The organism is Chitinophaga terrae (ex Kim and Jung 2007) (assembly GCF_900107795.1).
Lineage (GTDB): Bacteria > Bacteroidota > Bacteroidia > Chitinophagales > Chitinophagaceae > Chitinophaga > Chitinophaga terrae.
Map to the genome: position 1 here is coordinate 1 of NZ_FNRL01000016.1, position 24,438 is coordinate 24,438.

Consider the following 24,438-nt stretch of genomic DNA (forward strand, 5'->3'; position numbering starts at 1 on the left):
CATAATGTACTCTCACCTTTTTATTTTATTTAGTTCAAAACTAGTACTTTATAAGCTTTGACAACAGTCTTTAATACCTGTACAAACATAGGAGACGCGGAAGGAAGCAAAGAGCGCAAAGGATTTTAATAAGAAAGCAAAGGAAAATAAGGAGTATATAAAGGATTTAAGAAAGCAAAGGGAGCGAAGATTGTGTTATATAACAATCTTCGCCCCCTTTGTTTTCTTATCAACCTTAAAACAAAATCCTTTGCGCTCTTTGCTTCCTTCCGCGTCTTTGCGTGAAATTCCGTAAATTGGGGAAAACCCCGCTTTATGTGGTACCGTATTCTTCATAGTACGTTCTTCAACGCAGGTATTATCTTCGGGTCATTGTTTGTGCTCATGGGCTTCCTTATTCATCGTTTTCCTCCCAAAAGCACCCGTTCCTGGTATGGATACCGCAGCTTCTTATCTACCCGCAATTTAGACATGTGGCGCGCTGCCAACGAATATGCAGCCTATACTTCCCTGCGGATCGGGGCAGTGCTGATCCTGCTGGGGTTTGCATGCGCCCTGCTTTATGATCAGCAGACCGACTGGTTTTATTACATCACTGTAGGCGCAGTGGTTTGCGGCACCATGTATATAGTGGGAAATACAGAATGGCAGTTAACCAGGCATTTTGATAAAGATGGAAAACGGATCTTGCCGGATGTAGAGTGACCGGAGAATAATTGCCTTAACATAATTACCGGAAACAAATAAGGCGTTGCCTTTCGCAACGCCCTATCGTGTACAATATAAACCCTAAAAATATAGCGTTATTAATTGCTACAGTCTACCTTGAATATCATGGTCCGGAACAGCTCCGTAGTTTGCTTTCATCTTTTCCAGTTTCTCTTTACCGTAAGCCAGGCGGGTGATCACCACGTAAAGCACCGGTACTATAAAGATAGCCAGGAAGGTAGCGGTAAACATACCTCCTAATACTGTCCAACCCATGGTTTTACGCGCCTCAGCACCGGCTCCCGATGCAAATACCAGCGGCAGGATACCCAGGAGGAAAGCCATGGAAGTCATGATGATCGGGCGCAAACGCAGCTTTGCCGCTTCCACGGCCGCTGTAACAAGATCCATTCCCCTGTCTACCCTCTCTTTCGCAAACTCCACGATCAGGATCGCGTTCTTCGCAGACAAACCGATAAGGGTGATCAGACCGATCTGTGCATATACGTTGTTGCTCAGTTTAGGCAGGAACGTTAGCACGGTAATAGCTCCGAATGCACCTATAGGTACTGCCAGCAGTACGGAGAACGGTACAGACCAGCTCTCGTATAACGCTGCCAGGAAAAGGAATACGAATATGATGGATAAAGCAAAGATGTATACGGTTTTGGAACCGGATAAGATCTCTTCGCGGCTCAAACCGGAGAACTCGTATCCGTAACCGGCTGGCAATGTTTGCGCCGCTACTTCCTGCAATGCCTTGATGGCATCGCCGCTACTGTAGCCCGGCGCAGGGTTACCATTTATCTCCGCAGACCTGAACAGGTTATAGTGGGAGATCACCGGCGCACTTTCGATCACCTTGTAGGAAGTCAGCGCGCTAAGCGGCACCATGTTGCCGGCGGCGTTTCTTACAAAGAGCTGGCTCAGGTTCTTAATATCTCCACGGTAGGTGGAATCGGCCTGTGTTACCACGCGGAAGTTACGTCCGTAAATGGTGAAATCGTTGATATAAGCGCTACCCATGTAGGTTTGCAGGGCGGAAGCAATATCAGAGATCTTAACCCCCATTTTCTTTGCCTTTTCCCTGTCGATATCCAACTGGTAACCTGGAGTTTTTGCTGTGAAGAATGAGAAGGCCTGTGCTATTTCAGGGCGTTTTCTTACGGCGCCCAGGAAGTTCTGCAACACTCCTTCAAACTCTTTGATCTCGCCGGCTCCTTTCTGTTGCAACACGAAAGAGAAACCGGCTGTCTGACCAAGACCTGGGATAGCCGGAGGCGGAATTACCACCACGTTGGCCTCTTTATACTTGCTGAGTTTTTTCCTTACTGCGTCCACCATACCGAAGATCTGTAAAGAATCCGGTTTCCTTTCATCCCATGGGTCCAGCGAACAGAAGATGGTACCGCTGTTTGCCTTGGTTGCAAAGTTCACAGCGTTCAGACCTCCCAATGCTGCATAGTGAGCAATACCGGGTTGTTCGTCCAGGTCTTTCATCATCTGTTTCATCACATCAACGGTCCGTTCTGTAGAAGAAGATTCAGGCAGGTCGAAAGTAATGATCAAACGGCCTTCATCTTCTGTTGGAATAAACCCGGATGGCTTAGCCTTGAACAGCATAACCGTACCCACGCAGATGCACAACAACAGGATAATGGCATACCTGCCGTAACGGATGGTTTTCTTCACACCCATAGAATAGCGTGAAGTAGTATGACCAAACCAGCGGTTGAATTTATAGAAGAACTTGTTCAGCCCTTTGGAATCCTTATCGAGATGCATTGGTCTCAGCAGGAGGATACATAATGCCGGGGTAAGCGACAATGCCACAAATGCGGAGATCATTACAGAGATCGCGATAGTGATGGCAAACTGCTGATACAGGCGGCCTACGATGCCCGGAATGAATCCTACAGGTACAAATACCGCAGCCAGGATCAGGGCAATGGCAATTACCGGACCGGAGATCTCTTTCATAGCCTGGGCGGTTGCATCCCTTGGCGTCATCTTCTCATGGTCTATGTTATGTTGCACCGCTTCCACCACCACGATGGCATCGTCCACCACTATACCGATCGCCAGTACGAAACCGAAGAGGGTAAGGGTGTTGATAGTGAAGCCCAATGGTATGAAGAAGATGAAGGTAGCGATGATGGATACCGGGATAGCCAGTACGGGGATCAGGGTTGCCCTCCAGCTTTGCAGGAAGAGGAATACCACGATCACAACCAGGATCAGGGCTTCTACCAGGGTATGCACCACTTCTTCGATAGATACCTTCACTACGGAAACTGATTCGAAAGGCACTACATAATCCACATCCTGCGGGAATTGCTTCTTCAGCTGTTCCATCGCTTCGGTTACATTGGCTGCCGTTTCAAGGGCGTTACTGCCCGGGGCCTGGTAAACCAGGAGGTAAGCGGCGCGTTTGCCATCCACGAAGTTATTACCGGAGTAGTTGAATTTACCTAACTGAACGCGGGCCACATCTTTCAGGTATACGAGGCTACCGTCTGAAGGTTTGGTTTTGACAACGATGTTGCCAAATTCTTCAGGAGTAGATAAACGGCCTTTTGTGAAGATGTTGTATTCGAAGGTCTGACCGGTTTGCTGGGGAGGCGCTCCAACGGAACCTGCTGTGATCTGGGCGTTTTGTTCGGCCAGTGCAGCGCGGATATCGTCGGCCGTTACCCCCATTTCCGCCAGTTTATCAGGTTTCAGCCAGATACGCATACTGAAATCATCGGCACGGGTGAAGATATCACCCACCCCTTTTGCCCTCAGCAAGGCGTCTTTAACATATACGTTGGTGTAGTTGTCGAGGAAGGTAATATCGTGGGTGCCCCTTGGAGAATATAATGCAACCAGCATCAGGATGCTCGGGTTACGTTTCCTAACGGTCAAACCTAAACGTTGTACTTCCTGCGGCAGGGTTGGTTGCGCAATACCCACACGGTTCTGCACATCCAATGCCGCGATATTGATATCCGTACCTACTTCAAAGTTCACGGTCATGCTCATCTGGCCGCTGCTGGTATTGTTGGTATTGATGTAAGTCATACCAGGCGTACCATTCACCTGAACTTCCACGGGTGTGGCCACTGTCTGTTCTACTGTTTGTGCATCAGCACCGGTATAGGTACCGGTTACCTGTACAGTAGGGGGCGAGATTTCCGGGTACTGGCCAACGGCCAGGTTCATCATCGCCAATATTCCTACCAATACCAGCACAATAGAGATCACTATGGCTGTTACGGGTCGTTTTATAAAAGTATCTGCAATCATGATTGTGCTGTTGATTCTACTGATAAACTATTTCTTCATCGCTCCTTGAGGTGCTGGCATACCTATCATTATCTTACCGCTGTCGCGTAAGCGCTGGAATCCTTCTGTGATCACTTTCTCGCCTTGCTCGATTCCATCCATTACCACTATCTTATCGCCCAGTTTAGGTCCTAAGTGTACTTTTCTTTGAACGCCGATAGAGTCTTTGGCTACAAACACGAAGTATTCGCCCATCTGTTCGGAAACAGCTTTGTAAGGAATGATCAGGCGGTCGCCGGACTGGTCGTTCAGTACGCGGAGTACGCAGCTCATACCATCTTTCAGCTGGTCGTTAGGGTTTTCGAATTCTATACGCACTTTGATGGTTCCTGTCTGGTTATCCACTCCCCTGTCGATAGCCAGGATCTTGCCGGAATGCGGATATTGGGTTCCGTCAGAAAGTTGCAGGCGGAAAGTTGAATCCCCGCTTTTTCCCTGTAGTGCGGAGTATCTTGGCAATTCGTTCTCATTGATCACGAAGTCAACGCCTATAGGGTTTTCGCTGCTGATGGTGTTCAGCAGGGTAGATCCCGGGCTTACCTGTGCGCCCAGTTTCACCTGTGAAATGCCGATGCGGCCGGTGAAAGGAGCTTTGATGAGGGAATAGTCGAGATCTGTACGTACGGCGGCCAGGTTAGCTTCTGCCGCGGCAAGCTGGCTACGGGAAGTTTCCAGCGTTGCTTTGGCGTTATCCAGGATCTGGCGGGCAACCGCGTCCTGCTGGGCCAGGCGCTCGTACCTGTCGTCGTCTTTTTTCGCTCTTTCAAAAGTGGCTTTAGCACTGGCAACGTTAGCCTGCGCCTGCAGGTAAGCCGCTTCGTATTTGCGGCGGTCAATTTCGTAAAGCACTTTTCCTTTAGGTACGATCTCACCTTCCTTGAAGAAGATGCCGGTAATAAAACCGCTTACCTGGGAACGTAACTCAACCTGGTTTAATGCCACTACAGTAGCAGGATATTTATCGTAATACACTGCTGCAGAAACTGCAGCTTCGGTAACATTCACCGGTGTTGGAGGCATTGCGGGAGGCGCATTCTGAGGACCTTTACAGGCAGCAAATCCCAGAACGCTGGTAGCACTGATTAATACAAGATTGTTCAAATTTTTCATATCCTTTCCGGTTACCATTTAATAATTAGCTGTTAAGGTTCCTAATGCTTTTTGCAGGTCTATCCGGCTAGACAGCACCTGGTACATAGAGTTATAATAGTTCAGTTGAGCAGTCCGTAATTCTGTTTCTGCGATCAATACATCCAGGTAGGTTTTGATACCTTCCTTGTATTGCAGTTGCAGGGTATTGTAGACATCCTGGGCCATTTCCACGTTATCTTTCAATGTCAGGTAGTCGTAGTAGTTGCTTTTATAAGCAGACATGGCCTGCACATACTGCGTATTGATCTGGCTTCTGAGCGCCGCGAAATCCCACTGGTTCCTTTGCAGCTGGAATTCGGCGATCCTGATATTATGTACTCTTTTACCACCCTGGAAGATCGGTAATGATAATTTCACGCCCAGGAAGGAGTTAGGGTAGTTGGCATTATACAACTTGCTGAACTGTTCGTTCTGGTATACGAAAGAGTAGTTGATAAATGCAGATACAGTAGGCAGGTAGCTCCATTTGTTATAGCGAACATTCGCTTCCAGCAGGCTTTGCTGGGTTTGCAGCAATTGGTATTCTATCCTGTTCCTGTAGTCGGTTGTTTGCAGCGTATCAGCAGCCGACACCTGTGCAGCGGTTTGTTCTGCATTCTGGGTCAGCGGAATGTCCGGTGCATTTTCGGGGTATCCCATTAACTGTTTCAGGTAAGCCTGTTTGGCTGTCAGCAGCTCACGCGCCGACTTTTGCTGTGCCTTGGCGTTGTTTAAAGAGATAGCCGCCCTTTTGATATCGATCTTGTCGACGATCCCGCTGGCATACTGGTTATTGGCATCCTGCAGGCTGCGTTCGAGGCGTACGATGTCTTCGCCCAGGACTTTGATCTGTTCGTTAGTGAGCAATACGTCGTAATACGCTTTGCTGACATCCGCCACCAGGTCGATCCGGTTCCGGGCGGTTGTTTGCTGGCTTTGTTTCCTTACTTCCTTAGCAGTTTTGGACGCCAGTAACAGGTCCCTGGTAAAGAGGTTCTGGTTCAATGTGAACAAAGCGGTGGAAGAGTTGGAGACTCCGAATTTGGTTGGATTCCCGGCGAAAATATTGGTAGGGAGTTCCAGGTAATGTTGGAGGTTTGCATCCAGGCCGATCTGGGGATACCAGTCAGCCAGTTTACTCTTAACCGTCCGGTCGGTGATTGACTCATCGATGAAGGACTGACGGATGGTTGGCTGGTGAGCGAGAGCATAGCGAAGACAATCTTCCAGCGTAGCACTTACTAACAGAGAATCCGTAGATTGCTGTGCATGAAGGTGCGGAGAAATAGATAATCCGACTAACACAGCTAACAAATAAAATGCTCTTTTCATAAAAGGCTTTTGACATTCAGTTGTTCTTATTCCAATCGAACGAAAAATAATGGTTCCAGGGAAGTTGACGGTTTTTCTCTGGCATAGCATCATTTTCCTCTTTTGTAACACCATAGTGCTAACAATTTTTATTACTGCATAAAACAAGTTAAGCCGTAATATGTGCAAACAGCAACAGGCAGGTTTGAGGATTGTTGCATCATGTAACTACTGAAACCAGGGCTTCACAATTCCATAGAAGTTTCAGGTATCGAAACATCGAATAACAGAGAAGTAGTAGGTTAGACAACAAACTGTTGTTAGGTAAAATCTAATTTGGGCGCTAAGATACTGTTATGAAAACAAAAATCCATCCTTTCGGATGGATTTTAACAATTACATGAAAATCAGCCCCGGTTATCATTTATTCCGACCGCTGAAAATATGTTTTTCGGCATGATATGAAGATCTTACTAACGGGCCTGATTCAACGTAATCCAGGCCGATGCTGTACCCGATTTCCCTCAGTTCTGCAAACTCGTCGGGGTGTACAAAACGGGCAACCGGCAGGTGTTTAGGTGTAGGTTGCAGATATTGGCCTAATGTAACCACATCGCAACCGTTGTCATACAAATCCTGCATAGCCTGGATCACTTCTTCCTTGGTTTCGCCAAGGCCTAACATGATACCGCTTTTGGTACGCATACCGCCATCTTTCAGGCGACGGATCACCTCAAGGCTGCGGTGATATTTGGCTTGTATCCTTACCTGTTTGGTGAGGCGTTCTACTGTTTCCAGGTTATGGGAAACAATTTCCGGCGCTACATCGATAATTCTTTGCAGGTTTTCCCAGATACCGCGAAAATCGGGGATCAGGGTTTCCATTGTTGTTTCAGGGTTCAATGCCCTTACCGCGTTGATGGTGTTAGCCCAGATGATAGATCCTCCGTCTTTCAGTTCATCCCTGTCTACAGAGGTAATAACCGCATGTTTTACTTTCATGAGGTAGATCGCTTCCGCCACGCGCTGAGGTTCGTCAAAATCCACAGCTTCGGGGCGCCCAGTGGCCACGGCGCAGAATCCGCAGCTACGGGTACAGATATTACCCAGGATCATGAAAGTAGCGGTACCGGCTCCCCAGCACTCGCCCATGTTAGGGCAGTTACCACTTTCGCAGATAGTATGTAATTTATGAGTATCTACCAGGTTACGAACCTGTTTGTAATTTTCGCCTATAGGTAATTTAACGCGAAGCCAGTCTGGCTTTTTTACTCTTGTTGTAGCTGGTTCGGCAGCTATTACGGGTAGTTCTTGCATCGCTTATCCTTTCTTTAGAAAAACAAAGGTAATACTTATCTCTTATTCCAGCGCTTTCCGAATTGGATGCTCACATAACCGCCGAAAAAGAACTGTTTATTGAAATCCCTATCCGTAACTACCATAATAGGTATTTTTTTACTATATATTTCTGCGTTCATACCAACCTCCAGGGCGCTCACCACCTCGTTGAAATGGGCCCAGTCGAAACGCATCCCCAGCTTGCCATGCAAACCAGGTACTACACTCACTTCTCCCCAGCCTTTACCAAACCCGGCAGCCCCGTTGATCTTGGCCGGATCGAGGAATACCTTGCTGTCGTCTTCACTGTCGGGGTTATATTTCATATCCACGTTCCGCCCATCCAGGTTATGTACGTTCAGGTAATATGGCTTCAAAAGCCCCAGGGATATGCCTCCGTAATAGATCACGTCCACTTCTACCCCATTCTTATTGGCTTTGCCCCCGATCAGGTAACGTTGCCCAACGCCCAGTTTAGCCTGGTAAAAGTTATTTTCCTTGCCGAAAATATAAGGGCGGGTAGTAAATGAGAAATTATTGCTGGATTTAACTTCTTTACTATTTTTCTTTTCTCCGAATTCAAACTGGAAATAAGTGACAGTTTTCCTGCTTTTCCGATACCCCATCTCCACAAAACCGCCCCAGCCATCTGTATTCAACCGTCCTCCCACCGAGAAATCGCGCTGGAATACGTTTTCTCCTTCTTCCTGTTCCCTGAAAATAGAAATGCGTTTTAGCTTTCGCTGCTCTTTCTCAGCTTTCTTATTCTGGCCGTTGCTCCTGGTAGTTTGACTGGTAGTCTGAGCAGCTAAACCACCTAAAACCATTGCTAGCAAAAAGGTAATGTATAATTTTTTCACAGCGGGCTATAATTATGGTACTATAAATAAACGCTTTAACAAAGGTATTGTTATGTATATATTACAAACGTAGCTAATTTTTTTTGAGTTTAACAGGTTAGCCTACCCGTAGTTTGGGCGAATCTTAAAAATACCTGTAATTTAGTGGTTCGAACCAATCAAATAACATAACGATATGCAAACCGCTTCTATCATCTATACAGGGGAATTGCGCACCACCGCAACTCACTTGCAATCCGGAACCGTAGTTGAAACAGACGCCCCTGTAGATAATAACGGGAAAGGCGAAAGATTTTCACCTACCGACCTGGTAGCATCCGCCCTGGGCTCCTGCATGCTTACCATCATGGGTATTAAAGCAAGAGATAACCAATGGCCAATTGAAGGCACCAAGGTAAGTATCCAGAAGATCATGGGTACTGATCCCCGTCGTATCACCGGCGTTAATGTAGTGATCGATTTTCCTAAAGGGATCGACCTGGGCGAGAAAGAAAGGACCATCCTGGAACGCGCGGCATTAACCTGCCCTGTTGCCAAAAGCCTGCACCCTGATATTGTACAGAATGTGACTTTCAACTGGTAATCCGCTGTTCAGAAAATAACCGGAGCCGGCTGCCATGCCGGCTCTTTTATTTTACTCCCTCACTTTCCTTTCTTTGCAGGTTCCTGCAAACCTTCACTTAGTATCCTGATCCCCACCGCACATTTCAAACATTTTTTCTCTTCACAGTAGTAACGTTTCAATTGCAGCAGGGCCTGCGAATCCAGGGCATTATGCACCTTTGCGCCCAGCTTCTTCCAGTTATCCAGTACGGTGTTCTTCTCTGGCGGCAACTGCTGCAACAGGTCTATTGCCTTCTGCTGGTAATACTTCTTATGCTTGACCTGCCCGTATAACATCAACAACGGCAAAGCAGTGTTGATGATAAGATTATGAACCATTTGCAGCCCTGGCAGCTGGGTTTGAGCCGTTGCCTGGTTAAAGCGGTAATGCGTATGCCAGTAAGGAGAAGGACAGGTATTGAATAAGCCTGCCAGGTCGTCCAGGCTTTCGGCGTCTAATATTTTGGCGAAGGCCCTGGGGGTTTGTTGCAGGAAAGCTGCCAGGGCAGCCAGGCGGATAGATGGAAATGCCGCCGGCCTTATGCGCATCCAGTTCCAGATATGAACAGGCAGGGGCACAAGCCCGTGTTTATGGCGGAGGTGCTGGTACAACCGCTGTAACGTCAACGCATATTCGTCTGTCAGCGGCCCTGTCAGCATCCCCGCCTGCCCGAACAGCAAGGCTTCCAGGTGCAGCAGGTTATTACGGTACCTCAGCAGCAGCGTAAAAGGCAGGCTCTGAGCCAGTTGCAGGAATGGCATGGCGTTGACAGGCGCGCCGTAACTCTGCGACAACGCCCAGTAGCAGACTTCTTCCCAGTTGTATTGATTACATAACAACCAGGCTTTGAAATTTTCTGTTTTACGCTCCCATCTTTCGGCCAGCAGCCTGTCTTTCCAGCTGGTCCAGGTTAGCTCAGGCACCCGCTCTATTCCCGGGCCGCAGGGTACGAACGGCGCCAGCTGGCGTAGTTGTTCATACCGTTGCAACAAAACTTTGGGGATATGCTGTTGCAATTCCAAGCAGGGTATTTCCAACGCCTTGCCTGGCGGCAGGTCGTGCATAAACACCACATGCAGGATCACCTGCTGGTATTGAGGGTTAGACTGGTGGCCATGCCTGAACCAGTCGGATGTTTTCAGGTGCAGTTCCACATTTCCCGCCCAGAGGGTATCGCCTATCCTGACGCGGGCAGCCTGGAAATCGGGGCCGTCGTGCAGGTTAAGGGTACCCGGCGAAATGATCTTTACCGCTTCTCCTGTAGTTGTGGTCAGGTTGTTCTGGCTAAAAAGGCGTAATGCCCAGATGTGCTGGAATAGCTCTTCGGTGAGCTGCAGGTTAACAAACATAAGATATGGGTTAATTAGTTGAATATCCTTTAAAGATAAGGAATAGCAGGGATGAAAAAATAAATTTGAAGAGCGGATTTGGAAATCTGATCAAAGTACCCTTAACTTTGCGCCCAGTTCTTACACAATACTTATCCAGAAAGGCGGAGGGACTTGGCCCTGCGATGCCTTAGCAACCTTTCCTGATCAGATCAGGAAAAAGGTGCTAATTCCTGCTCTCTACCCAGTAGAGAGAAAGATAAGTTGGCAGAGATTATTCTTCCTAGATATATATAATTTTCTAAAAGAGCTCTTCCAACATAGGAGGAGCTTTTTTTATGCCTTCTTCCCCCAAATTTCTCCGGATTTGTGTTGTTTAAGTTGATCTTTAATGATAAAGTTGCAGAGTAAACCGCTTCTGATATCATTAAAATATTTAAATAACATGAAAACAGCAACACAACTGATTCATAGCATTCCAGTAGATGAACTGACAGGCGCCATTTCTGTGCCTATCTACCAGACGTCTACTTTTGTGCAGGAATCGCCGGGCATCAATAAAGGATTTGAATTTTCCAGGGCTAACAATCCTACCCGAAAGGTACTGGAAGATCTTATCTGCAACCTGGAAGAAGGCTTTGCAGGTTTTGCATTTGCCAGTGGCATGTCGGCTATTGATGCGGTACTGAAGCTGTTGAAATCAGGCGATGAGATCATGGCGGTAGAAGATACCTACGGAGGCATCTTCCAGATATTCAACCACATGTTCGAACGCTTCGGGATCAAGGTGAATTTTGTGGATACCAGCAACCTGGATAAAGTACTGGCGGCCATCACGCCGAAAACCCGGGTGATCTGGCTGGAATCTCCTACCAATCCCACTCTGAGGATCTCCGATATTAAATCTATCAGCAAGATCGCCAAACAACATGATATCCTGCTGGTAGTAGACAATACTTTCAGCACCCCGCTGCTGCAACAACCGCTGACACTGGGCGCCGATATCGTGATACACAGCGCCTCCAAATACCTGGCAGGGCACTGCGACGTGATTGCCGGGCTGGTAGTAGTGAATTCCAAAGTACTGGCCGACCAGATACGTTATAACCAGAATATCTCAGGCAGCATACTTAGCCCGTTTGAAGCCTGGCTCACCATCAGGGGAATTGAAACACTATACCTGCGCCTGGAAAAACAATGCAGTAATGCCAGCACCATTGCGAACTGGCTGGCAACGCATCCCGCAGTAGACAAAGTATTCTACCCGGGCCTCGCCACACATAAAAACCATCATATCGCCCGCAAACAACAGAAGAACTACGGCGCATTAGTGAGCTTTTCACTCAAGGCAGATAACATCAAAAATGCTATCCGCATTGTAAACGCTACCAAACTGTTTAAGCTGGCGGAAAGCTTCGGCGGCGTTAAAAGCATGCTGGCACACCCGGCAACAATGACGCACCGCAACATCCCGGAAGATTTCCGGAAAAAATCAGGGTTACAGGATTCCTGTATCAGGCTGTCTATCGGTATTGAAGATGCTGATGACCTGATCAACGACCTGAAACAAGCGCTGGATAAACTAAATCATCCGGCTGGCAAGCAAATAACTGTTTTACAATAAAGCTGCCTGCTAACGGGGCCGGCTATACGCAACCTGTATTCCTGCATGCAGCACTAAGTTTGAAAAAAATGGAAAACAAGATCATCAACCTAGGTATTTTTGGATTCGGAGTGGTAGGACAAGGACTGTACGAAGTGCTCAACAGAACAAAAGGTATTAATGCACGTATCAAAAAGATCTGTATTAAAGACCCTAATAAATCAAGGCCTATCGACAGCAGTTATTTCACGACTGATAAAAATGATATCCTGGAAGATCCGGCTATCGATGTAGTAGTTGAACTGATCAATGATACAGAAGCAGCCTTCGAAATTGTGAGCACCGCGCTCCGCAACGGGAAAGCGGTTGTTAGTGCCAGCAAACGCATGATCGCAGAAAACCTGCCAGCCCTCTATCAATTGCAGGCAGAAAACAAAGTACCATTCCTGTACGAAGCCTCCAGCTGCGCAAGTATTCCTATCATCCGTAACCTCGAAGAATATTACGACAACGACCTGCTGAATGCAGTGGAAGGTATCTGCAACGGCTCTACGAACTATATTCTCACCAAGATATTTGAAGAGAACCTCAGTTTCGAAACAGCACTGAAACAAGCGCAGGACCTGGGCTTTGCAGAAACAGATCCAACGCTCGACATTGAAGGATTTGATCCGAAATTCAAGATCGTCATCCTCTTACTGCATGCTTTCGGAACATTTGTGAAACCTGAGGAAGTATTCAATTTCGGTATTCACCACCTGAACGATTTTGATATCCAGTTTGCCAAACAACGCAACTGTACCATCAAACTGATCGCGCAATGCCGCCGCCAGAACGGTCATGTATTCTCTTACGTATTACCGCATCTCATAAAAGAACATAACCTTTTATACGACGTGTACAACGAATACAACGGCATCCTGCTGGAGAGCGCATTTACAGACAAACAGTTCTTCGTTGGAAAAGGCGCCGGCGGTACCGCTACCGGCAGTGCTGTATTGTCTGATATCTCTGCCCTGTTGTACAATTACCGGTACGAATACAAAAAGATCAAACAAAATAACCAGCCAAGTTTTACCAACGACGTACAACTGAAAATCTACCTGCGTTACAAAACACAGGGACAGGTTGACCTCGCCGAATTCTTCCATATTTCAGAAAAATATGAATCTGCTGAATGGCGCTATGTGGTTGGAACTATCAACCTGCAGAAATTAAGAGAAGCAGGATGGCTGAAAAACAAAGATGTTAATATTCTCGTGTTAGAATAGCTTATTATTAATAAAGCAAAAACCAACAAAAAATACGGCGCAGTTCTCTGCGCCGTTTTTGTTCTCTTTGAGGGGAAAGAAAAACAAGGATATCAGGAAAACGCCTCCAGTGCAGTTACTACACTGCTGACAGGTAAACCCATTACATTATAAAAGCAGCCATTAATGCCTTCTATCCCTACTGCCCCTATCCATTCCTGGATGGCATATGCCCCGGCTTTATCAAAAGGTTGGTAATGGTCTATGTAATATTCGATCTGTTCGGCGGTTAAAGGTTTAAATGTCACTGAAGTGATCTTTGAGAATGCCATTTCCTTACCCCCCTGCCGGATGATCACACCGGTGATCACCCGGTGTTCCCTCCCGCTTAAGGCGGTGAGTATCCTGATAGCATCTTCCCTGTCTTTCGGTTTCCCTATGATCACATCATCCAATACCACTACAGTATCGGCAGCAATAATAATATCGTCGGCCTTGCATAACTCCCTCACGGCAGCCGCTTTCTGACGGGCGATCCACACAGGAATATCAGGAATCGCCAGCCCGTCGGGATAGGTTTCTGCCGTTTCCACCACTTTTACTTCAAAAGGGATCCCTGCCTGTTCAAGCAGTTGTTTGCGGCGGGGCGACTGTGAGGCCAGTACAACTGGTTTGCCGGAATACATCTATAAATAAATTTTAAAAAATATCATGGAAAGAATACCAGTAAGCATCACCCATTTAACCAGGGAACTTACTTTATGGTATTGAGCAGGTACATTGGCGTTCTTCAACTGCAGGTAAATATAGCCGAAAGGCAATTGTACAAAGAGAACCAGATATCCGATCGCAACATACCAGCCCAGTAACCAGACCCTTATCTCAACCAGCAGGATAATGCCGGCAAGGGCCAGCAATAAGGCATTGCAGAAACGTTTGGCAGGCAATACTCCCCATACGATCGGCAGTGTTCTGCATCCGTCTTTACTGTCGCCTATCATATCTTCCAGGTCTTTTACCAGTTCCCGGACCATGGAGATAAGGAAAGCAAAAAGGGCATAAACGCCGATGATCTGGATAAGTTTCCGGCCATTGGGCGACAGGATAGCTTCAAAGCTCTGGTAGATCTGTTTTTCGTAAAAACCTACCACTACCACGGAAAGGGCGGTGAGCAGCGAGATAACCACGTTCCCTATCAGTACCTGTCTTTTAAAGGAGGTAGAGTAGAACCAGAGGAGCAGGGAACAGATCACCTGGGTGAACCCGAGGTAGAACTGTCCTGTTTTCCAGGCAACCAGGAAGCCAAGCGAAACGCCGGCCATATTAAATAAGGTATGCCAGGCCATTGCCCAGCGCCGGCTGATCACCTTATCAAGCACCATTTTATCGGGCTTGTTGATGATGTCTATGTTAATATCGAAGTAATCGTTGATAATATAGCCTGCCGCCGCTACCAGGACGGTAGACAAACATAAAAGCACGAAAAGCGGCACAGACAGGGAGGGTTCTTCGCCCCCGTTGCGGAGCACCGGTTCCACCACGCAGTATTGCAGCAGGAACTGGGTGAGCGCTATATATATAAGATTAGGGTATCTGATCAGTCTAAAAAATGCAGCCCAGTGCTTCATAGTGTTGTTTATTGATTATTTCGATGCGATGCCTTCATCCATTAGCCAGTGGCCATTGAGTTTCAACACTTTTTCCATTACTTCTCTCACACAACCGTGTCCTCCGGGCAAAGGGGAAATATATTTTGAAATGCCTTTGATCTCTGCAGCTGCGTCGGCAGGGCAAACGGGCAAACCTACCATCTGCATGGGCATATAATCAGGGATATCATCTCCCATATATAAAACCTCGTCCCAACGCAGGTCGTTTTCAAAAACGTAATCCTGCAGTTTTTCTTTCTTTTCTGTGATGCCTGTATAAATGTCTTTAATCCCCAGGCCTTGCAGGCGGCTTACAACGCTTTCCGATCTGCCGCCGGAGATTATTACAACCCTGTAGCCTTTTTTCACGGCCAGTTGCATGGCATAGCCATCCTTGATATTCATGCGGCGCGACATTTCACCTCCGGGCAAAAGTTGCAGCGTTCCATCTGTTAGTACCCCATCCACATCCAGAACGAATGTGGTGATCGGTTTAAATAAAGCCAATACGTTCATGGGGCCAAAAATAAAGATTTATACCATTTATCAGGACTTATGATGGAACTGAAATATAGCATCCGACATTACCTGGTACACCAGCTGGAGGTATTCGTCGCCTTCCAGCAAGGCCCTGTGGAGGTTCATGGTGATAATATCCTGGCGTACTGCGGGACCGGTTTGTACAGATTCAGGCGGGTATTTTTCCAGGCGCTGGAAAGTTTCTTTGATAATAGGTTGTAATAAAGAGAAGTCGAGATGTTCTTTTTCGCAATATGCCTTCGCCTGTGCGATCAGGTGGTTGGTGAAATTATTGCAGAGCACTGCGGTAAGGTGATATTTAAGCCGTTGGGTTGAATCGGCCACTGTAACTGTGCCGGAAATACTCTGGGCCAAAGCCTGGAGCCTGCGGAGCATTTCATCGCTGCTGGCTTCCAGCATAACCGGGATGGCAGGATAGTTCTTTACCTCCCGGCGGATGGATTGCAGGGGGTAAATGACGCCGGTATTGGAAGAGATCCTTGAAATGGCGCTTAAAGGAATAGCGCCGGCTGTATGGGCAACCATTCTTTTGCCCAGCCTTAATTCGTCGTTTAATTGAGAGATGGCGCTATCACTTACTGCCAGAATGTACATATCCGACTCCATATTTATATCCTGCAGATCGTTCGTATATTCCGCGTTCAGCATTTCACCCAGTTCTTTGGCGTGGGAAATATCCCGGCTGATCACCTGTTTAATATGGTGTCCGTGAATTTTCATCAATTGTCCATAACAATGTGCTACGTTACCTGTGCCAATGATAACAATCTCCATTAATTTTTAATTTAAAAAAATTTGAATGTTAAGATTTTACTATGCGAATAAGGCGCCTTTTTTAACAATAGGGTATCCGGGTCCTTATATAACCGAATATACGTACTTTCAACCCAAAGGCGATTTTTTCGTTACATTAGAAGGTATTTTAACATTTAAAGGCCCCTGATTTTTTAATTTCAAGGTACTTTTATATCATTGCAGAAATTCATTGAAGTTATTATTCTACAGAATTTTGCGTATTTAGCAGTATTAAAGAAGCATACATGGCAAAAAAAAATCTAGTTATAGTTGAGTCCCCGGCGAAAGCCAAGACCATCGAAAAAATATTGGGCAATGACTTTGAAGTGAAGTCTTGCTTCGGTCATATCCGTGACCTGGAGAAAGACGATATGGGGATAGACATAGAAAATAACTTCAAGCCTAAGTATGTGATCCCGGAAGATAAAGAGAAGGTTGTCAAGGAGTTGAAGAAGTTAGCGAAGGATACTGAAGAAGTATGGTTAGCAACGGATGAGGACCGTGAAGGGGAAGCCATCAGCTGGCATTTATGTGAGGTGTTGAACCTGGATCCGAAGACTACCAAGCGTATCGTATTTCATGAGATCACCAAACCAGCTATCGAAAACGCGGTGCGGCATCCGCGTAAACTGGATATGGACCGGGTGAACGCCCAGCAGGCCCGCAGGATACTGGACAGGATCGTAGGATTCGAGATCAGCCCTGTATTATGGCGTAAAATGAGCATGCGGAATTCCCTTTCGGCAGGCCGTGTACAGTCAGTGGCCGTACGGCTGATCGTGGAACGTGAAAGAGAGATCAACGCTTTCCAATCTACCAGCACCTTTAAAGTAGACGCCTACTTCACGGGGAAAGATATCAACGGGAAAAACATTTCTTTCAAGGCTGAAGGCCCGAATAAGTTCAAAACGGCGGAAGATGCGGAAAAATTCCTGCAACAATGTGTAGGCGCCGCTTATACCGTTAAAGATATACAGGTTAAACCCGGAAAGAAATCGCCTGCCGCTCCTTTTACTACGTCTACCCTCCAACAGGAAGCCAGCCGTAAATTGGGCTACAGCGTATCCAAAACAATGCTTTTAGCACAAAAACTGTACGAAAGCGGGAACATCACCTATATGCGTACAGACTCCGTAAACCTCTCTGATACTGCGATGCAGGATATCGAAAAATCGATCAGGGGACAGTTCGGAGACAAGTACTACCAGCATCGCAAGTTTAAGAACAAGAACGAATCGGCCCAGGAAGCGCACGAAGCGATCCGTCCTACCTACATGGAAAACACCACGGTAGACGATAGCGATACCCGCCGCCTCTATGAGCTGATCTGGAAACGTACCATCGCCAGCCAGATGGCGGATGCGGAACTGGAAAAGACCATCGCCAAAATAGATATCAGCACCAACCACGAAGAGCTGACAGCCAGCGGCGAAGTACTGAAGTTCGACGGGTTCCTGAAAGTTTACCTGGAAAGCAATGACGATGATGAGGAAACAGAAGACCAGGAAGGATCATTGCCTCCGCTGGCTGTGAAACAATCGCTGGACCTGAAAGAAATGAAGGCTACCGAACGTTTCTCCCGCCCTGCCCCACGCTATACAGAGGCCAGCCTCGTAAAAAAGCTGGAAGAACTGGGCATCGGCCGCCCTTCTACCTACGCTCCTACCATTACCACTATCCAGAAACGTAATTATGTAGAGAAGCGGGATAAAGAAGGAGTAAAAAGAGACTACAGGGTATTATCGCTTAAAAATGATAAGATCTCCAAAGTCACAGAAACAGAAAATACAGGCGCGGAAAAATCCAAGTTATTCCCTACCGACCTGGGAATGATCGTAACGGATTTCCTCAACCAATACTTCAACAATGTAATGGATTATGGCTTTACCGCGAAGATCGAAGAAGAATTTGACGAGATAGCAAACGGTAAAAAGCAATGGAATAAAATGCTGAAAGAATTTTATTCCCCATTCCATAAAGATGTGGAAAACACCCTGGAAAACGCTGAAAGAGTGAAAGGGGAAAGGCCGCTGGGAGTGGATGAAGCCACCGGCAAACCTATCGTAGCCCGTATGGGACGTTACGGCCCGATGATCCAGATCGGTAGCGTGGAAGATGAGGAAAAACCAAGATTCGCGAAGTTAAAAGCTACCCAGAGCATTGAAACCATTACCCTGGAAGAGGCTATGGAACTCTTTAAACTGCCTCGCAATCTTGGCCAGTTCGAAGGTTCTGACGTTATTATCAACATAGGCCGTTTTGGCCCTTATGCCCAGCACGATAAGAAGTTTTATTCTCTGAAAAAGGAAATGGACCCTTATACAGTGGAGCTGGATGAAGTGGCGCCGCTGATCGCAGAAAAACGTGCAGCGAAAGATGAGAGAACGATCAAGGTGTTTGAAAAGGAAAAGATACAGATCCTGAAAGGTCCGTATGGTCCTTATATCAAACAAGGCTTGAAGAACTTTAAAATACCAAAAGAAAAAATAGATCACGCAGCCGACCTGACAGTGGAAGAAGCGAAGGCTATCATCGAAGAAGCCAAAGCCAATCCGCCTAAGAAGAAAGCGGCAGCACGGAAGAAGAAAGCCGAATAACCGGGTGGCAAAGGCCGATGAATCAGGCAAAGGATAATTACTGCAGTGCGATTGATACGCGTATTATTTAATTTGCCAGCAGGATCATTATTTGATGATTGCCACCTGATCATAGTGTAATGGTATGAACGAAAACAGAGAAATAAACGCTTTGTTCCACCTGTTGGATGATCCGGATGTTGAAGTGTTTGATACGGTTGCCAATAAGATTCTGCTTTATGGCAAAGACATCATTCCCAACCTGGAAAATTTGTGGGAGAATACAGTTGACGAGGCTATTCAGGAAAGGATAGAATTGCTGATCCATCGGGTACATTACCAGGATTTACAATCGGCTCTCCGTGTCTGGGCGCGTTCAGAGATGCACGACCTTTTACAGGGTGCTATCCTGACCGCCAGGTACCAGTTCCCCGACCTGGCGTCTAACGTTATCCAAACGGAAATTGAAAGAATTAAAAGGAATATCTGGTTAGAGTTAAATAATTATTTAACGCCGCTGGAACAGATCAATGTGCTGAACAGCATGATCTATAACTACTTTGGGCTTAAAGGTGAAGAAGTATCCTACCAGCGCAAGAACCAGTTCTTTATAAACCAGGTGGTTGAATCCAAGAAAGGTAACCCGCTTACTAACGGGATCATCTACCAGTCGCTCTGCCATATGCTGGATCTCCCGGTCTATGCAGTTAATATTCCCCGCCAGTTTATACTGGCATACTTTGATACATTCATTGACTTTTCAGGACCTGTAGATCCCTCGGATTACCGGATATTGTTCTTTATAGATCCCATCCAGGGGCAGATCTATACCCAACAGGATGTGGATACTTATTTAAGGAGAGTATCCGTACCTCCTGTTCCTTCTTATTTCAAACCGCAGTCCAACAAGCAGATCATCCAGTTTTTGCTGGAAGAACTGTCTAAATGTTTCCAGGACGAAAAGGACAGTTATAAGCAGGATGAATTGAAGAATTTAGCCAGCATACTGGAAGACTGATGCCGGTTTTGACATAACTAAAAAGCCCACCGCACAAGCGATGGGCTTTTTTATTTCTTGCAAGAAAGATTTATTATTTAAGTATAATAATCTCTTACTTAGCAGCTGGAGCTTGTGCAGCAGAATCAGCAGCAGGAGCTTGAGCAGCAGAATCAGCTGGAGCTTGCAGAGCGGCAGAATCAGCAGCAGGAGCAGGAGCTGGTTCAGCGTTCATAGTGTCAACTGCAGTAGCAGTAGAATCAGTAGCAGGAGCGCTACCACCGTTACAAGCAACGAAGAACATACCAGCAGCGATTGCAAATACGAATACTTTTTTCATGTTGATTTGATTTTGTGTTTTAAAAACCGCCGCAAAGGTATACACAAAATTCATAATTTACAAACTCAAATAATTCATTATTTTTTGCGGAAAAATAACTTCAACGGTACCCCACGGAAATCGAAATGTGAACGCAACTGGTTTTCCAGGTAATTGCGGTAAGGCGTTTTTACATCGTCTGGCAGGTTGCAGAAAAATGCAAATGCAGGCGTATGCGTAGGCAACTGCGTTACATACTTGATACGGATAGGAATACCTCTTACTACCGGCGGGTGGTATGATTCAATTGCTTTGAGCATTACTTCGTTCAGGGTAGAGGTCTGGATCCTGCGCAGGCGGTTTTCGTATACTTCCAGCGCCGTTTCAATGGCTTTGAAGATACGTTGTTTCTCTGTTACGGATGTAAAGATGATTGGCACGTCTGAGAACGGCGCCAGCCTGTTTTTCAGTTCTTTCTCGTAATCCCTTGCCGTGTTGGTGCTTTTCTCTATCAGGTCCCATTTATTCACCAGTACCACGATGCCTTTACCTTTACGGGCGGCCAGGCTGTAGATGCTGAGGTCCTGCGCGGTGATCCCTTTTTCGGCGTCTAACAGCAACATCACTACGTCGGCTTCGTCAATCGCTTTGATAGCGCGGATCACGGAGTAAAATTCCAGGTCTTCCTGTACTTTGGTTTTCCGACGGATACCGGCGGTATCTATCAGCATAAAGTCCTTCTGGAACATGTTGTAGTGGGTATGGATGGTATCGCGGGTTGTACCTGCGATATCTGAAACGATATTGCGTTCGTCGCCCACCAGTGCGTTCAGTAAGGAAGATTTACCTACGTTAGGTTGACCGATGATGGCGATCTTTGGCAGGTTTGTTTCCATGGAGGCTTCTCCCATTTCCGGGGTGATGTGGCTGGCCACTGCGTCCAGCAATTCGCCTGTTCCGCTACCGGTCATGGAAGAGAGGAAGAATACATGTTCGAATCCCAGGCTATAGAATTCTGTAGCTTCCAGCTGTCGCTGGTTGTTATCTACTTTATTCACTACCAGGTATACTGGTTTGGAAGTTCTGCGGAGCACATCTGCCACATCTTCATCCAGGTCTGTGATGCCAGTAGTAACATCGCACATGAAGATGATAAGGTTGGCTTCTTCCATCGCCACCTTAGCTTGTTTGCGGATCTCTTTTTCAAACACATCATCACTGTTTGAAACGAATCCGCCTGTATCAATTACGTTAAATGTTTTGCCATTCCAGTCGGCGATCCCATACTGACGATCGCGGGTTACTCCACTCTGATCGTCTACAATTGCTTTACGTTGTTCCAACAAACGGTTGAACAAGGTTGACTTGCCTACATTCGGGCGGCCTACGATAGCTACTGTATATCCAGCCATTTCTATTAATATTACTGATGATCAAATTAATAACCGTATTCTTTAAGGAAGGTGTCGTTATCCCGCCATTTGCCGCGTACTTTAACGAATAATTCCAGGAATACTTTTCTTTCAATGAATTTCTCTATCTCCTGTCGGGATATCGTACCTAATTCACGAATAGATTTACCTTTTTCTCCAAGGATGATTGCTTTCTGAGTTTCGCGCGTAACAATAACTTCTGCTGTAATTTTAGTCAGGGTTTCTTTTTCCTGGAACTGGGTGACGATCACCGTAGTATGGTACGGTATCTCTTCTTTAAACAGCTGAAATATTTTTTCGCGGATGATCTCTGCTACGAAAAAGCGTGTAGACCTGTCAGTTAGTGTGTCTTCAGGATAGAAAGCGTTGGCTTCGGGCAGCAATGAAACTATTGTTGTCATCAGCTCTTTCAATCCTTTTTTCTGCATAGCAGAGATAGGCACTACTGCTGTGGCTTTTTTCCACTCTTTCGCTTTTTCTTCCAGGGCTGATAGCTCTTCTTTTGAGAGTTTATCTATTTTATTCAGTACCAGTATAACGGGTACTTTTAGTTTCAACGAGTCGAACAATTCGAGATTTTCTTCCAGGGAGTCTTTTGCATCCAGGATGAGCAGCGCTACGTCTGCGTCTTCCAGGGCCGATTTTACCGCTCCCATCATTTTCTCGTGCAGTTTGTATTTAGGATCGATGATACCGGGGGTATCAGAAAATACGACCTGGTAACCCGGCTCTGTCAGTACCCCGGTGATACGATGACGGGTAGTTTGCACTTTAGGAGAAATGATAGCGAGCTTTTCGCCAATAATAGCATTCAATAATGTGCTTTTCCCTGCATTGGGCTTACCGAAAATATTTACAAAACCTGCTTTATGCATGACAACTAATTGGGAGGTTTTAGACCTCAAACTTATGCAAATAAAAAAAGCCGAATTTCTTCGGCCCTTATCTTTATCGCTCTTCAGCGTTATTTGTAGCGAGGAGCGGATTCGAACCACTGACCTTCGGGTTATGAGCCCGACGAGCTACCTCTGCTCTACCTCGCAATGAGGGTGCAAAGATAGGATACAATTTCTTAACAACCAAAAATTTCTAAAAAAATTAGTTTCTGCGTATACAATTCCTTTTGGAATGGTTCGTTAGTTATGGTCTGATGAATATAAAAAGCCGGATAAAAGATAATTGCTTTTATTGAGGCCCCACGTCTCCATTGCCACTTCCTTTAGGAAATAAATCTTTTATCACGATTGTCAAAAAAGCGACCACTGTCACGGTTGTGGTAGTAACCAATGCGATGATAACTCCATCCGGCAAATCAAATCCATAACATGTTCCGGGTATCATGCGGGTACCCTTGCACAAAACAAAAAAGAGCATTGACGCCAACCAGACCCAGACTAATAAAAATGTCCAAAATCCAACCCACTTCCGGGTTTTCAAATATGATTTCTTAAATGCGATATCATGCTTTTTGTTCTCGAGATCGTAATTAAATACTCCCTCCCTGGTCGCATCATCCGGGGTTTGCTCTGGTTGAATAGGGGTATAATTAGAAAACAGCCGGCGAAAATCCATATTTTAATTCTTGCTTTCTATTTTCTTTTTTTCACTGATAAAATAATCTTTGATTAAGGAATCGTTGATGATTGCCCCTTTGGGAAGTACAAAATCATACGTTTTTGCCACGTCATGCCAGGGTGTTCCTACTGCATGGGTAGCCGTGGAAAGGTTAACTGCGCTATATTTTGAATATACGTTCCACATAGCATCCAGGAAATTGATCAGCTCTCCGTCTTTTTCAGCATCAACTTTTGGAGTATTGTAGTGGAAGGAAAACATACTGCCCTCTTTCCCAATTCCCTTAGATATAAGAGTAGTGATCGGATAATTGCCATAGCCTTTCACATCATGGTAAATGGCCGGAATCACCGGACCATACTGCCACGCCTGAATAGAGTCTCCAAACAACTTCTTGTCAAACAACGCATAATACCAGCCATAGGCATAGAAAAGCAATTTCTGTAATTTCATGGGATTAACAGGATTATCTGTTAAGATCCCCTTTTCTATGAAATAATTAGCTATGGCCTCCACCTTGTACATGTTGCTCTTTTACTATTATTTTTAGCAATTTAACCAATAAACACATTAACTCCAAATATTATAAGTATAGAGGCCCGAAAATAAAAAAGCCAGCGATAAGCTGGCTTTTATTGGAATACAAATACGGATCTGTTAAAATGGAAGGTCGTCAGCGGGTTGCTCCTGGACAGGCTCTGCTTCAGAAACAGGTACATCCGAAAGAATCGCTTTCCTTCTTTCTTCGTCTTTCCTGCTTAGCAGCTGCAACGAATAAACCCTCAGTTTAAAGCTACCTGTCAATGCCCCGGTACTTTGGTTCACATAAGCGTCTGCTTTCGGAAAACCATCCAGGAACACTAACGTGCCTTGAGTGAGGTAAGGCGCTACATTTTCTCCCCGTTCCCATAAAGAACAATCGATCCAGGTGGTTCTTTCTTCCAATACCCCCAGCGAATTTTTAAAACGCTCGTTGACGGCTACCGGGAAAGAGAACACTTTCGCACCGTTGACTTCTTTTTTCACTACGTCGCGGCCTAAATGCCCGATTAGTTGCATTCTGATCATCAGTAATAAAGATTAATGGTTAAAAA

General features: G+C 46.0%; 22 protein-coding genes, 1 tRNA gene and 1 riboswitch. Of the genes, 6 read left to right on the forward strand and 17 right to left on the reverse strand.

The window, feature by feature from the left end; all coding sequences use genetic code 11:
- Window positions 1-315: 315 nt before the first annotated feature.
- Window positions 316-705 (forward strand): SdpI family protein, encoded by a 390-nt coding sequence (locus tag BLV62_RS16960; protein ID WP_089763161.1) that lies wholly within the window; start codon window positions 316-318, stop codon window positions 703-705.
- 108 nt (window positions 706-813) lie between these two features.
- Here BLV62_RS16960 and BLV62_RS16965 read toward each other — a convergent pair whose 3' ends face one another.
- The 5 genes from BLV62_RS16965 to BLV62_RS16985 all read right to left on the reverse strand — a co-directional run bounded on the left by BLV62_RS16965 (window position 814) and on the right by BLV62_RS16985 (window position 8,675).
- Window positions 814-3,996 (reverse strand): efflux RND transporter permease subunit, encoded by a 3,183-nt coding sequence (locus tag BLV62_RS16965; RefSeq protein ID WP_089763162.1) that lies wholly within the window; start codon window positions 3,994-3,996, stop codon window positions 814-816.
- Window positions 3,997-4,023: 27 nt separating this feature from the next.
- The gene (locus BLV62_RS16970; protein WP_089763265.1) at window positions 4,024-5,145 is read right to left on the reverse strand and encodes an efflux RND transporter periplasmic adaptor subunit; all 1,122 of its coding nucleotides are present in this window, start codon (window positions 5,143-5,145) and stop codon (window positions 4,024-4,026) included.
- Window positions 5,146-5,163: 18 nt separating this feature from the next.
- On the reverse strand, window positions 5,164-6,498 hold the full coding sequence (locus tag BLV62_RS16975) for a TolC family protein (RefSeq protein ID WP_089763163.1): 1,335 nt from the start codon (window positions 6,496-6,498) through the stop codon (window positions 5,164-5,166).
- Window positions 6,499-6,897: 399 nt separating this feature from the next.
- Window positions 6,898-7,794, reverse strand: a complete 897-nt coding sequence (gene lipA / locus BLV62_RS16980; RefSeq protein WP_089763164.1) for a lipoyl synthase — start codon at window positions 7,792-7,794, stop codon at window positions 6,898-6,900.
- Window positions 7,795-7,829: 35 nt separating this feature from the next.
- The gene (locus BLV62_RS16985) at window positions 7,830-8,675 is read right to left on the reverse strand and encodes a hypothetical protein (protein WP_139170238.1); all 846 of its coding nucleotides are present in this window, start codon (window positions 8,673-8,675) and stop codon (window positions 7,830-7,832) included.
- 175 nt (window positions 8,676-8,850) lie between these two features.
- Here BLV62_RS16985 and BLV62_RS16990 point away from each other — a divergent pair, with 175 nt between their 5' ends.
- On the forward strand, window positions 8,851-9,258 hold the full coding sequence (locus tag BLV62_RS16990; protein WP_089763166.1) for an OsmC family protein: 408 nt from the start codon (window positions 8,851-8,853) through the stop codon (window positions 9,256-9,258).
- A 59-nt stretch (window positions 9,259-9,317) separates the two neighbouring features.
- Here BLV62_RS16990 and BLV62_RS16995 read toward each other — a convergent pair whose 3' ends face one another.
- Window positions 9,318-10,628 (reverse strand): DUF2851 family protein, encoded by a 1,311-nt coding sequence (locus tag BLV62_RS16995; RefSeq protein WP_089763167.1) that lies wholly within the window; start codon window positions 10,626-10,628, stop codon window positions 9,318-9,320.
- Between the two features lie 128 nt (window positions 10,629-10,756).
- Window positions 10,757-10,873: riboswitch (SAM riboswitch) on the forward strand.
- 179 nt (window positions 10,874-11,052) lie between these two features.
- Between BLV62_RS16995 and BLV62_RS17000 the strand changes: the two genes are divergently transcribed.
- Both BLV62_RS17000 and BLV62_RS17005 read left to right on the forward strand, forming a co-directional pair.
- The gene (locus tag BLV62_RS17000; protein WP_089763266.1) at window positions 11,053-12,231 is read left to right on the forward strand and encodes a trans-sulfuration enzyme family protein; all 1,179 of its coding nucleotides are present in this window, start codon (window positions 11,053-11,055) and stop codon (window positions 12,229-12,231) included.
- A 68-nt stretch (window positions 12,232-12,299) separates the two neighbouring features.
- Window positions 12,300-13,481 carry a homoserine dehydrogenase gene (locus tag BLV62_RS17005; RefSeq protein WP_089763168.1) on the forward strand — a complete coding sequence of 394 codons (1,182 nt, stop codon included), beginning with the start codon at window positions 12,300-12,302 and terminating at the stop codon, window positions 13,479-13,481.
- Window positions 13,482-13,573: 92 nt separating this feature from the next.
- Here the strand turns inward: BLV62_RS17005 and BLV62_RS17010 are convergent, their stop codons facing one another.
- Genes BLV62_RS17010 through BLV62_RS17025 form a run of 4 tightly spaced genes read right to left on the reverse strand, consistent with a single transcriptional unit; the run spans window position 13,574 to window position 16,423 of the window.
- Window positions 13,574-14,146 (reverse strand): Maf family nucleotide pyrophosphatase, encoded by a 573-nt coding sequence (locus BLV62_RS17010; RefSeq protein ID WP_089763169.1) that lies wholly within the window; start codon window positions 14,144-14,146, stop codon window positions 13,574-13,576.
- Window positions 14,147-15,088, reverse strand: coding sequence for a geranylgeranylglycerol-phosphate geranylgeranyltransferase (locus tag BLV62_RS17015; protein ID WP_089763170.1), 942 nt, complete (start codon window positions 15,086-15,088; stop codon window positions 14,147-14,149). It abuts the gene before it with no gap.
- Window positions 15,089-15,103: 15 nt separating this feature from the next.
- The gene (locus tag BLV62_RS17020; RefSeq protein ID WP_089763171.1) at window positions 15,104-15,625 is read right to left on the reverse strand and encodes a KdsC family phosphatase; all 522 of its coding nucleotides are present in this window, start codon (window positions 15,623-15,625) and stop codon (window positions 15,104-15,106) included.
- Between the two features lie 30 nt (window positions 15,626-15,655).
- Window positions 15,656-16,423 (reverse strand): Rossmann-like and DUF2520 domain-containing protein, encoded by a 768-nt coding sequence (locus BLV62_RS17025; protein ID WP_089763172.1) that lies wholly within the window; start codon window positions 16,421-16,423, stop codon window positions 15,656-15,658.
- Window positions 16,424-16,689: 266 nt separating this feature from the next.
- Between BLV62_RS17025 and topA the strand changes: the two genes are divergently transcribed.
- Window positions 16,690-19,041 (forward strand): type I DNA topoisomerase, encoded by a 2,352-nt coding sequence (topA, locus tag BLV62_RS17030; RefSeq protein ID WP_089763173.1) that lies wholly within the window; start codon window positions 16,690-16,692, stop codon window positions 19,039-19,041.
- Window positions 19,042-19,165: 124 nt separating this feature from the next.
- On the forward strand, window positions 19,166-20,038 hold the full coding sequence (locus tag BLV62_RS17035; RefSeq protein ID WP_089763174.1) for a transglutaminase-like domain-containing protein: 873 nt from the start codon (window positions 19,166-19,168) through the stop codon (window positions 20,036-20,038).
- A 94-nt stretch (window positions 20,039-20,132) separates the two neighbouring features.
- On the opposite strand, the gene BLV62_RS17040 is transcribed toward BLV62_RS17035, so the two are convergent.
- The 7 genes from BLV62_RS17040 to BLV62_RS17070 all read right to left on the reverse strand — a co-directional run bounded on the left by BLV62_RS17040 (window position 20,133) and on the right by BLV62_RS17070 (window position 24,412).
- Window positions 20,133-20,411 (reverse strand): hypothetical protein, encoded by a 279-nt coding sequence (locus BLV62_RS17040; protein ID WP_089763175.1) that lies wholly within the window; start codon window positions 20,409-20,411, stop codon window positions 20,133-20,135.
- A gap of 23 nt (window positions 20,412-20,434) precedes the next feature.
- Complete coding sequence (gene der / locus BLV62_RS17045) at window positions 20,435-21,748, reverse strand: ribosome biogenesis GTPase Der (protein ID WP_089763176.1); 1,314 nt, start codon at window positions 21,746-21,748, stop codon at window positions 20,435-20,437.
- A 26-nt stretch (window positions 21,749-21,774) separates the two neighbouring features.
- Window positions 21,775-22,644 (reverse strand): GTPase Era, encoded by an 870-nt coding sequence (gene era, locus BLV62_RS17050; protein WP_089763177.1) that lies wholly within the window; start codon window positions 22,642-22,644, stop codon window positions 21,775-21,777.
- Between the two features lie 96 nt (window positions 22,645-22,740).
- Window positions 22,741-22,812, reverse strand: a tRNA-Met gene (locus BLV62_RS17055).
- Window positions 22,813-22,954: 142 nt separating this feature from the next.
- Window positions 22,955-23,341 carry a hypothetical protein gene (locus BLV62_RS17060; protein WP_089763178.1) on the reverse strand — a complete coding sequence of 129 codons (387 nt, stop codon included), beginning with the start codon at window positions 23,339-23,341 and terminating at the stop codon, window positions 22,955-22,957.
- 3 nt (window positions 23,342-23,344) lie between these two features.
- On the reverse strand, window positions 23,345-23,869 hold the full coding sequence (locus BLV62_RS17065) for a Panacea domain-containing protein (protein WP_089763179.1): 525 nt from the start codon (window positions 23,867-23,869) through the stop codon (window positions 23,345-23,347).
- Window positions 23,870-24,001: 132 nt separating this feature from the next.
- On the reverse strand, window positions 24,002-24,412 hold the full coding sequence (locus BLV62_RS17070; protein ID WP_089763180.1) for a single-stranded DNA-binding protein: 411 nt from the start codon (window positions 24,410-24,412) through the stop codon (window positions 24,002-24,004).
- Window positions 24,413-24,438 lie beyond the last annotated feature (26 nt).

Coding starts and splice junctions, on each gene's coding strand:
- BLV62_RS16975 (WP_089763163.1), bottom strand. CDS start 6,498: ATGAAAAGAGCATTTTATTTGTTAGCTGTGTTAGTCGGATTATCTATT.
- BLV62_RS16995 (WP_089763167.1), bottom strand. CDS start 10,628: ATGTTTGTTAACCTGCAGCTCACCGAAGAGCTATTCCAGCACATCTGG.
- BLV62_RS17020 (WP_089763171.1), bottom strand. CDS start 15,625: ATGAACGTATTGGCTTTATTTAAACCGATCACCACATTCGTTCTGGAT.
- BLV62_RS17035 (WP_089763174.1), top strand. CDS start 19,166: ATGAACGAAAACAGAGAAATAAACGCTTTGTTCCACCTGTTGGATGAT.
- BLV62_RS17005 (WP_089763168.1), top strand. CDS start 12,300: ATGGAAAACAAGATCATCAACCTAGGTATTTTTGGATTCGGAGTGGTA.
- BLV62_RS17010 (WP_089763169.1), bottom strand. CDS start 14,146: ATGTATTCCGGCAAACCAGTTGTACTGGCCTCACAGTCGCCCCGCCGC.
- BLV62_RS16970 (WP_089763265.1), bottom strand. CDS start 5,145: ATGAAAAATTTGAACAATCTTGTATTAATCAGTGCTACCAGCGTTCTG.
- BLV62_RS16960 (WP_089763161.1), top strand. CDS start 316: ATGTGGTACCGTATTCTTCATAGTACGTTCTTCAACGCAGGTATTATC.
- lipA (WP_089763164.1), bottom strand. CDS start 7,794: ATGCAAGAACTACCCGTAATAGCTGCCGAACCAGCTACAACAAGAGTA.
- BLV62_RS17040 (WP_089763175.1), bottom strand. CDS start 20,411: ATGAATTTTGTGTATACCTTTGCGGCGGTTTTTAAAACACAAAATCAA.
- der (WP_089763176.1), bottom strand. CDS start 21,748: ATGGCTGGATATACAGTAGCTATCGTAGGCCGCCCGAATGTAGGCAAG.
- BLV62_RS17015 (WP_089763170.1), bottom strand. CDS start 15,088: ATGAAGCACTGGGCTGCATTTTTTAGACTGATCAGATACCCTAATCTT.
- BLV62_RS17000 (WP_089763266.1), top strand. CDS start 11,053: ATGAAAACAGCAACACAACTGATTCATAGCATTCCAGTAGATGAACTG.
- era (WP_089763177.1), bottom strand. CDS start 22,644: ATGCATAAAGCAGGTTTTGTAAATATTTTCGGTAAGCCCAATGCAGGG.
- BLV62_RS16990 (WP_089763166.1), top strand. CDS start 8,851: ATGCAAACCGCTTCTATCATCTATACAGGGGAATTGCGCACCACCGCA.
- BLV62_RS16965 (WP_089763162.1), bottom strand. CDS start 3,996: ATGATTGCAGATACTTTTATAAAACGACCCGTAACAGCCATAGTGATC.
- BLV62_RS17065 (WP_089763179.1), bottom strand. CDS start 23,869: ATGTACAAGGTGGAGGCCATAGCTAATTATTTCATAGAAAAGGGGATC.
- BLV62_RS17060 (WP_089763178.1), bottom strand. CDS start 23,341: ATGGATTTTCGCCGGCTGTTTTCTAATTATACCCCTATTCAACCAGAG.
- topA (WP_089763173.1), top strand. CDS start 16,690: ATGGCAAAAAAAAATCTAGTTATAGTTGAGTCCCCGGCGAAAGCCAAG.
- BLV62_RS17070 (WP_089763180.1), bottom strand. CDS start 24,412: ATGATCAGAATGCAACTAATCGGGCATTTAGGCCGCGACGTAGTGAAA.
- BLV62_RS17025 (WP_089763172.1), bottom strand. CDS start 16,423: ATGGAGATTGTTATCATTGGCACAGGTAACGTAGCACATTGTTATGGA.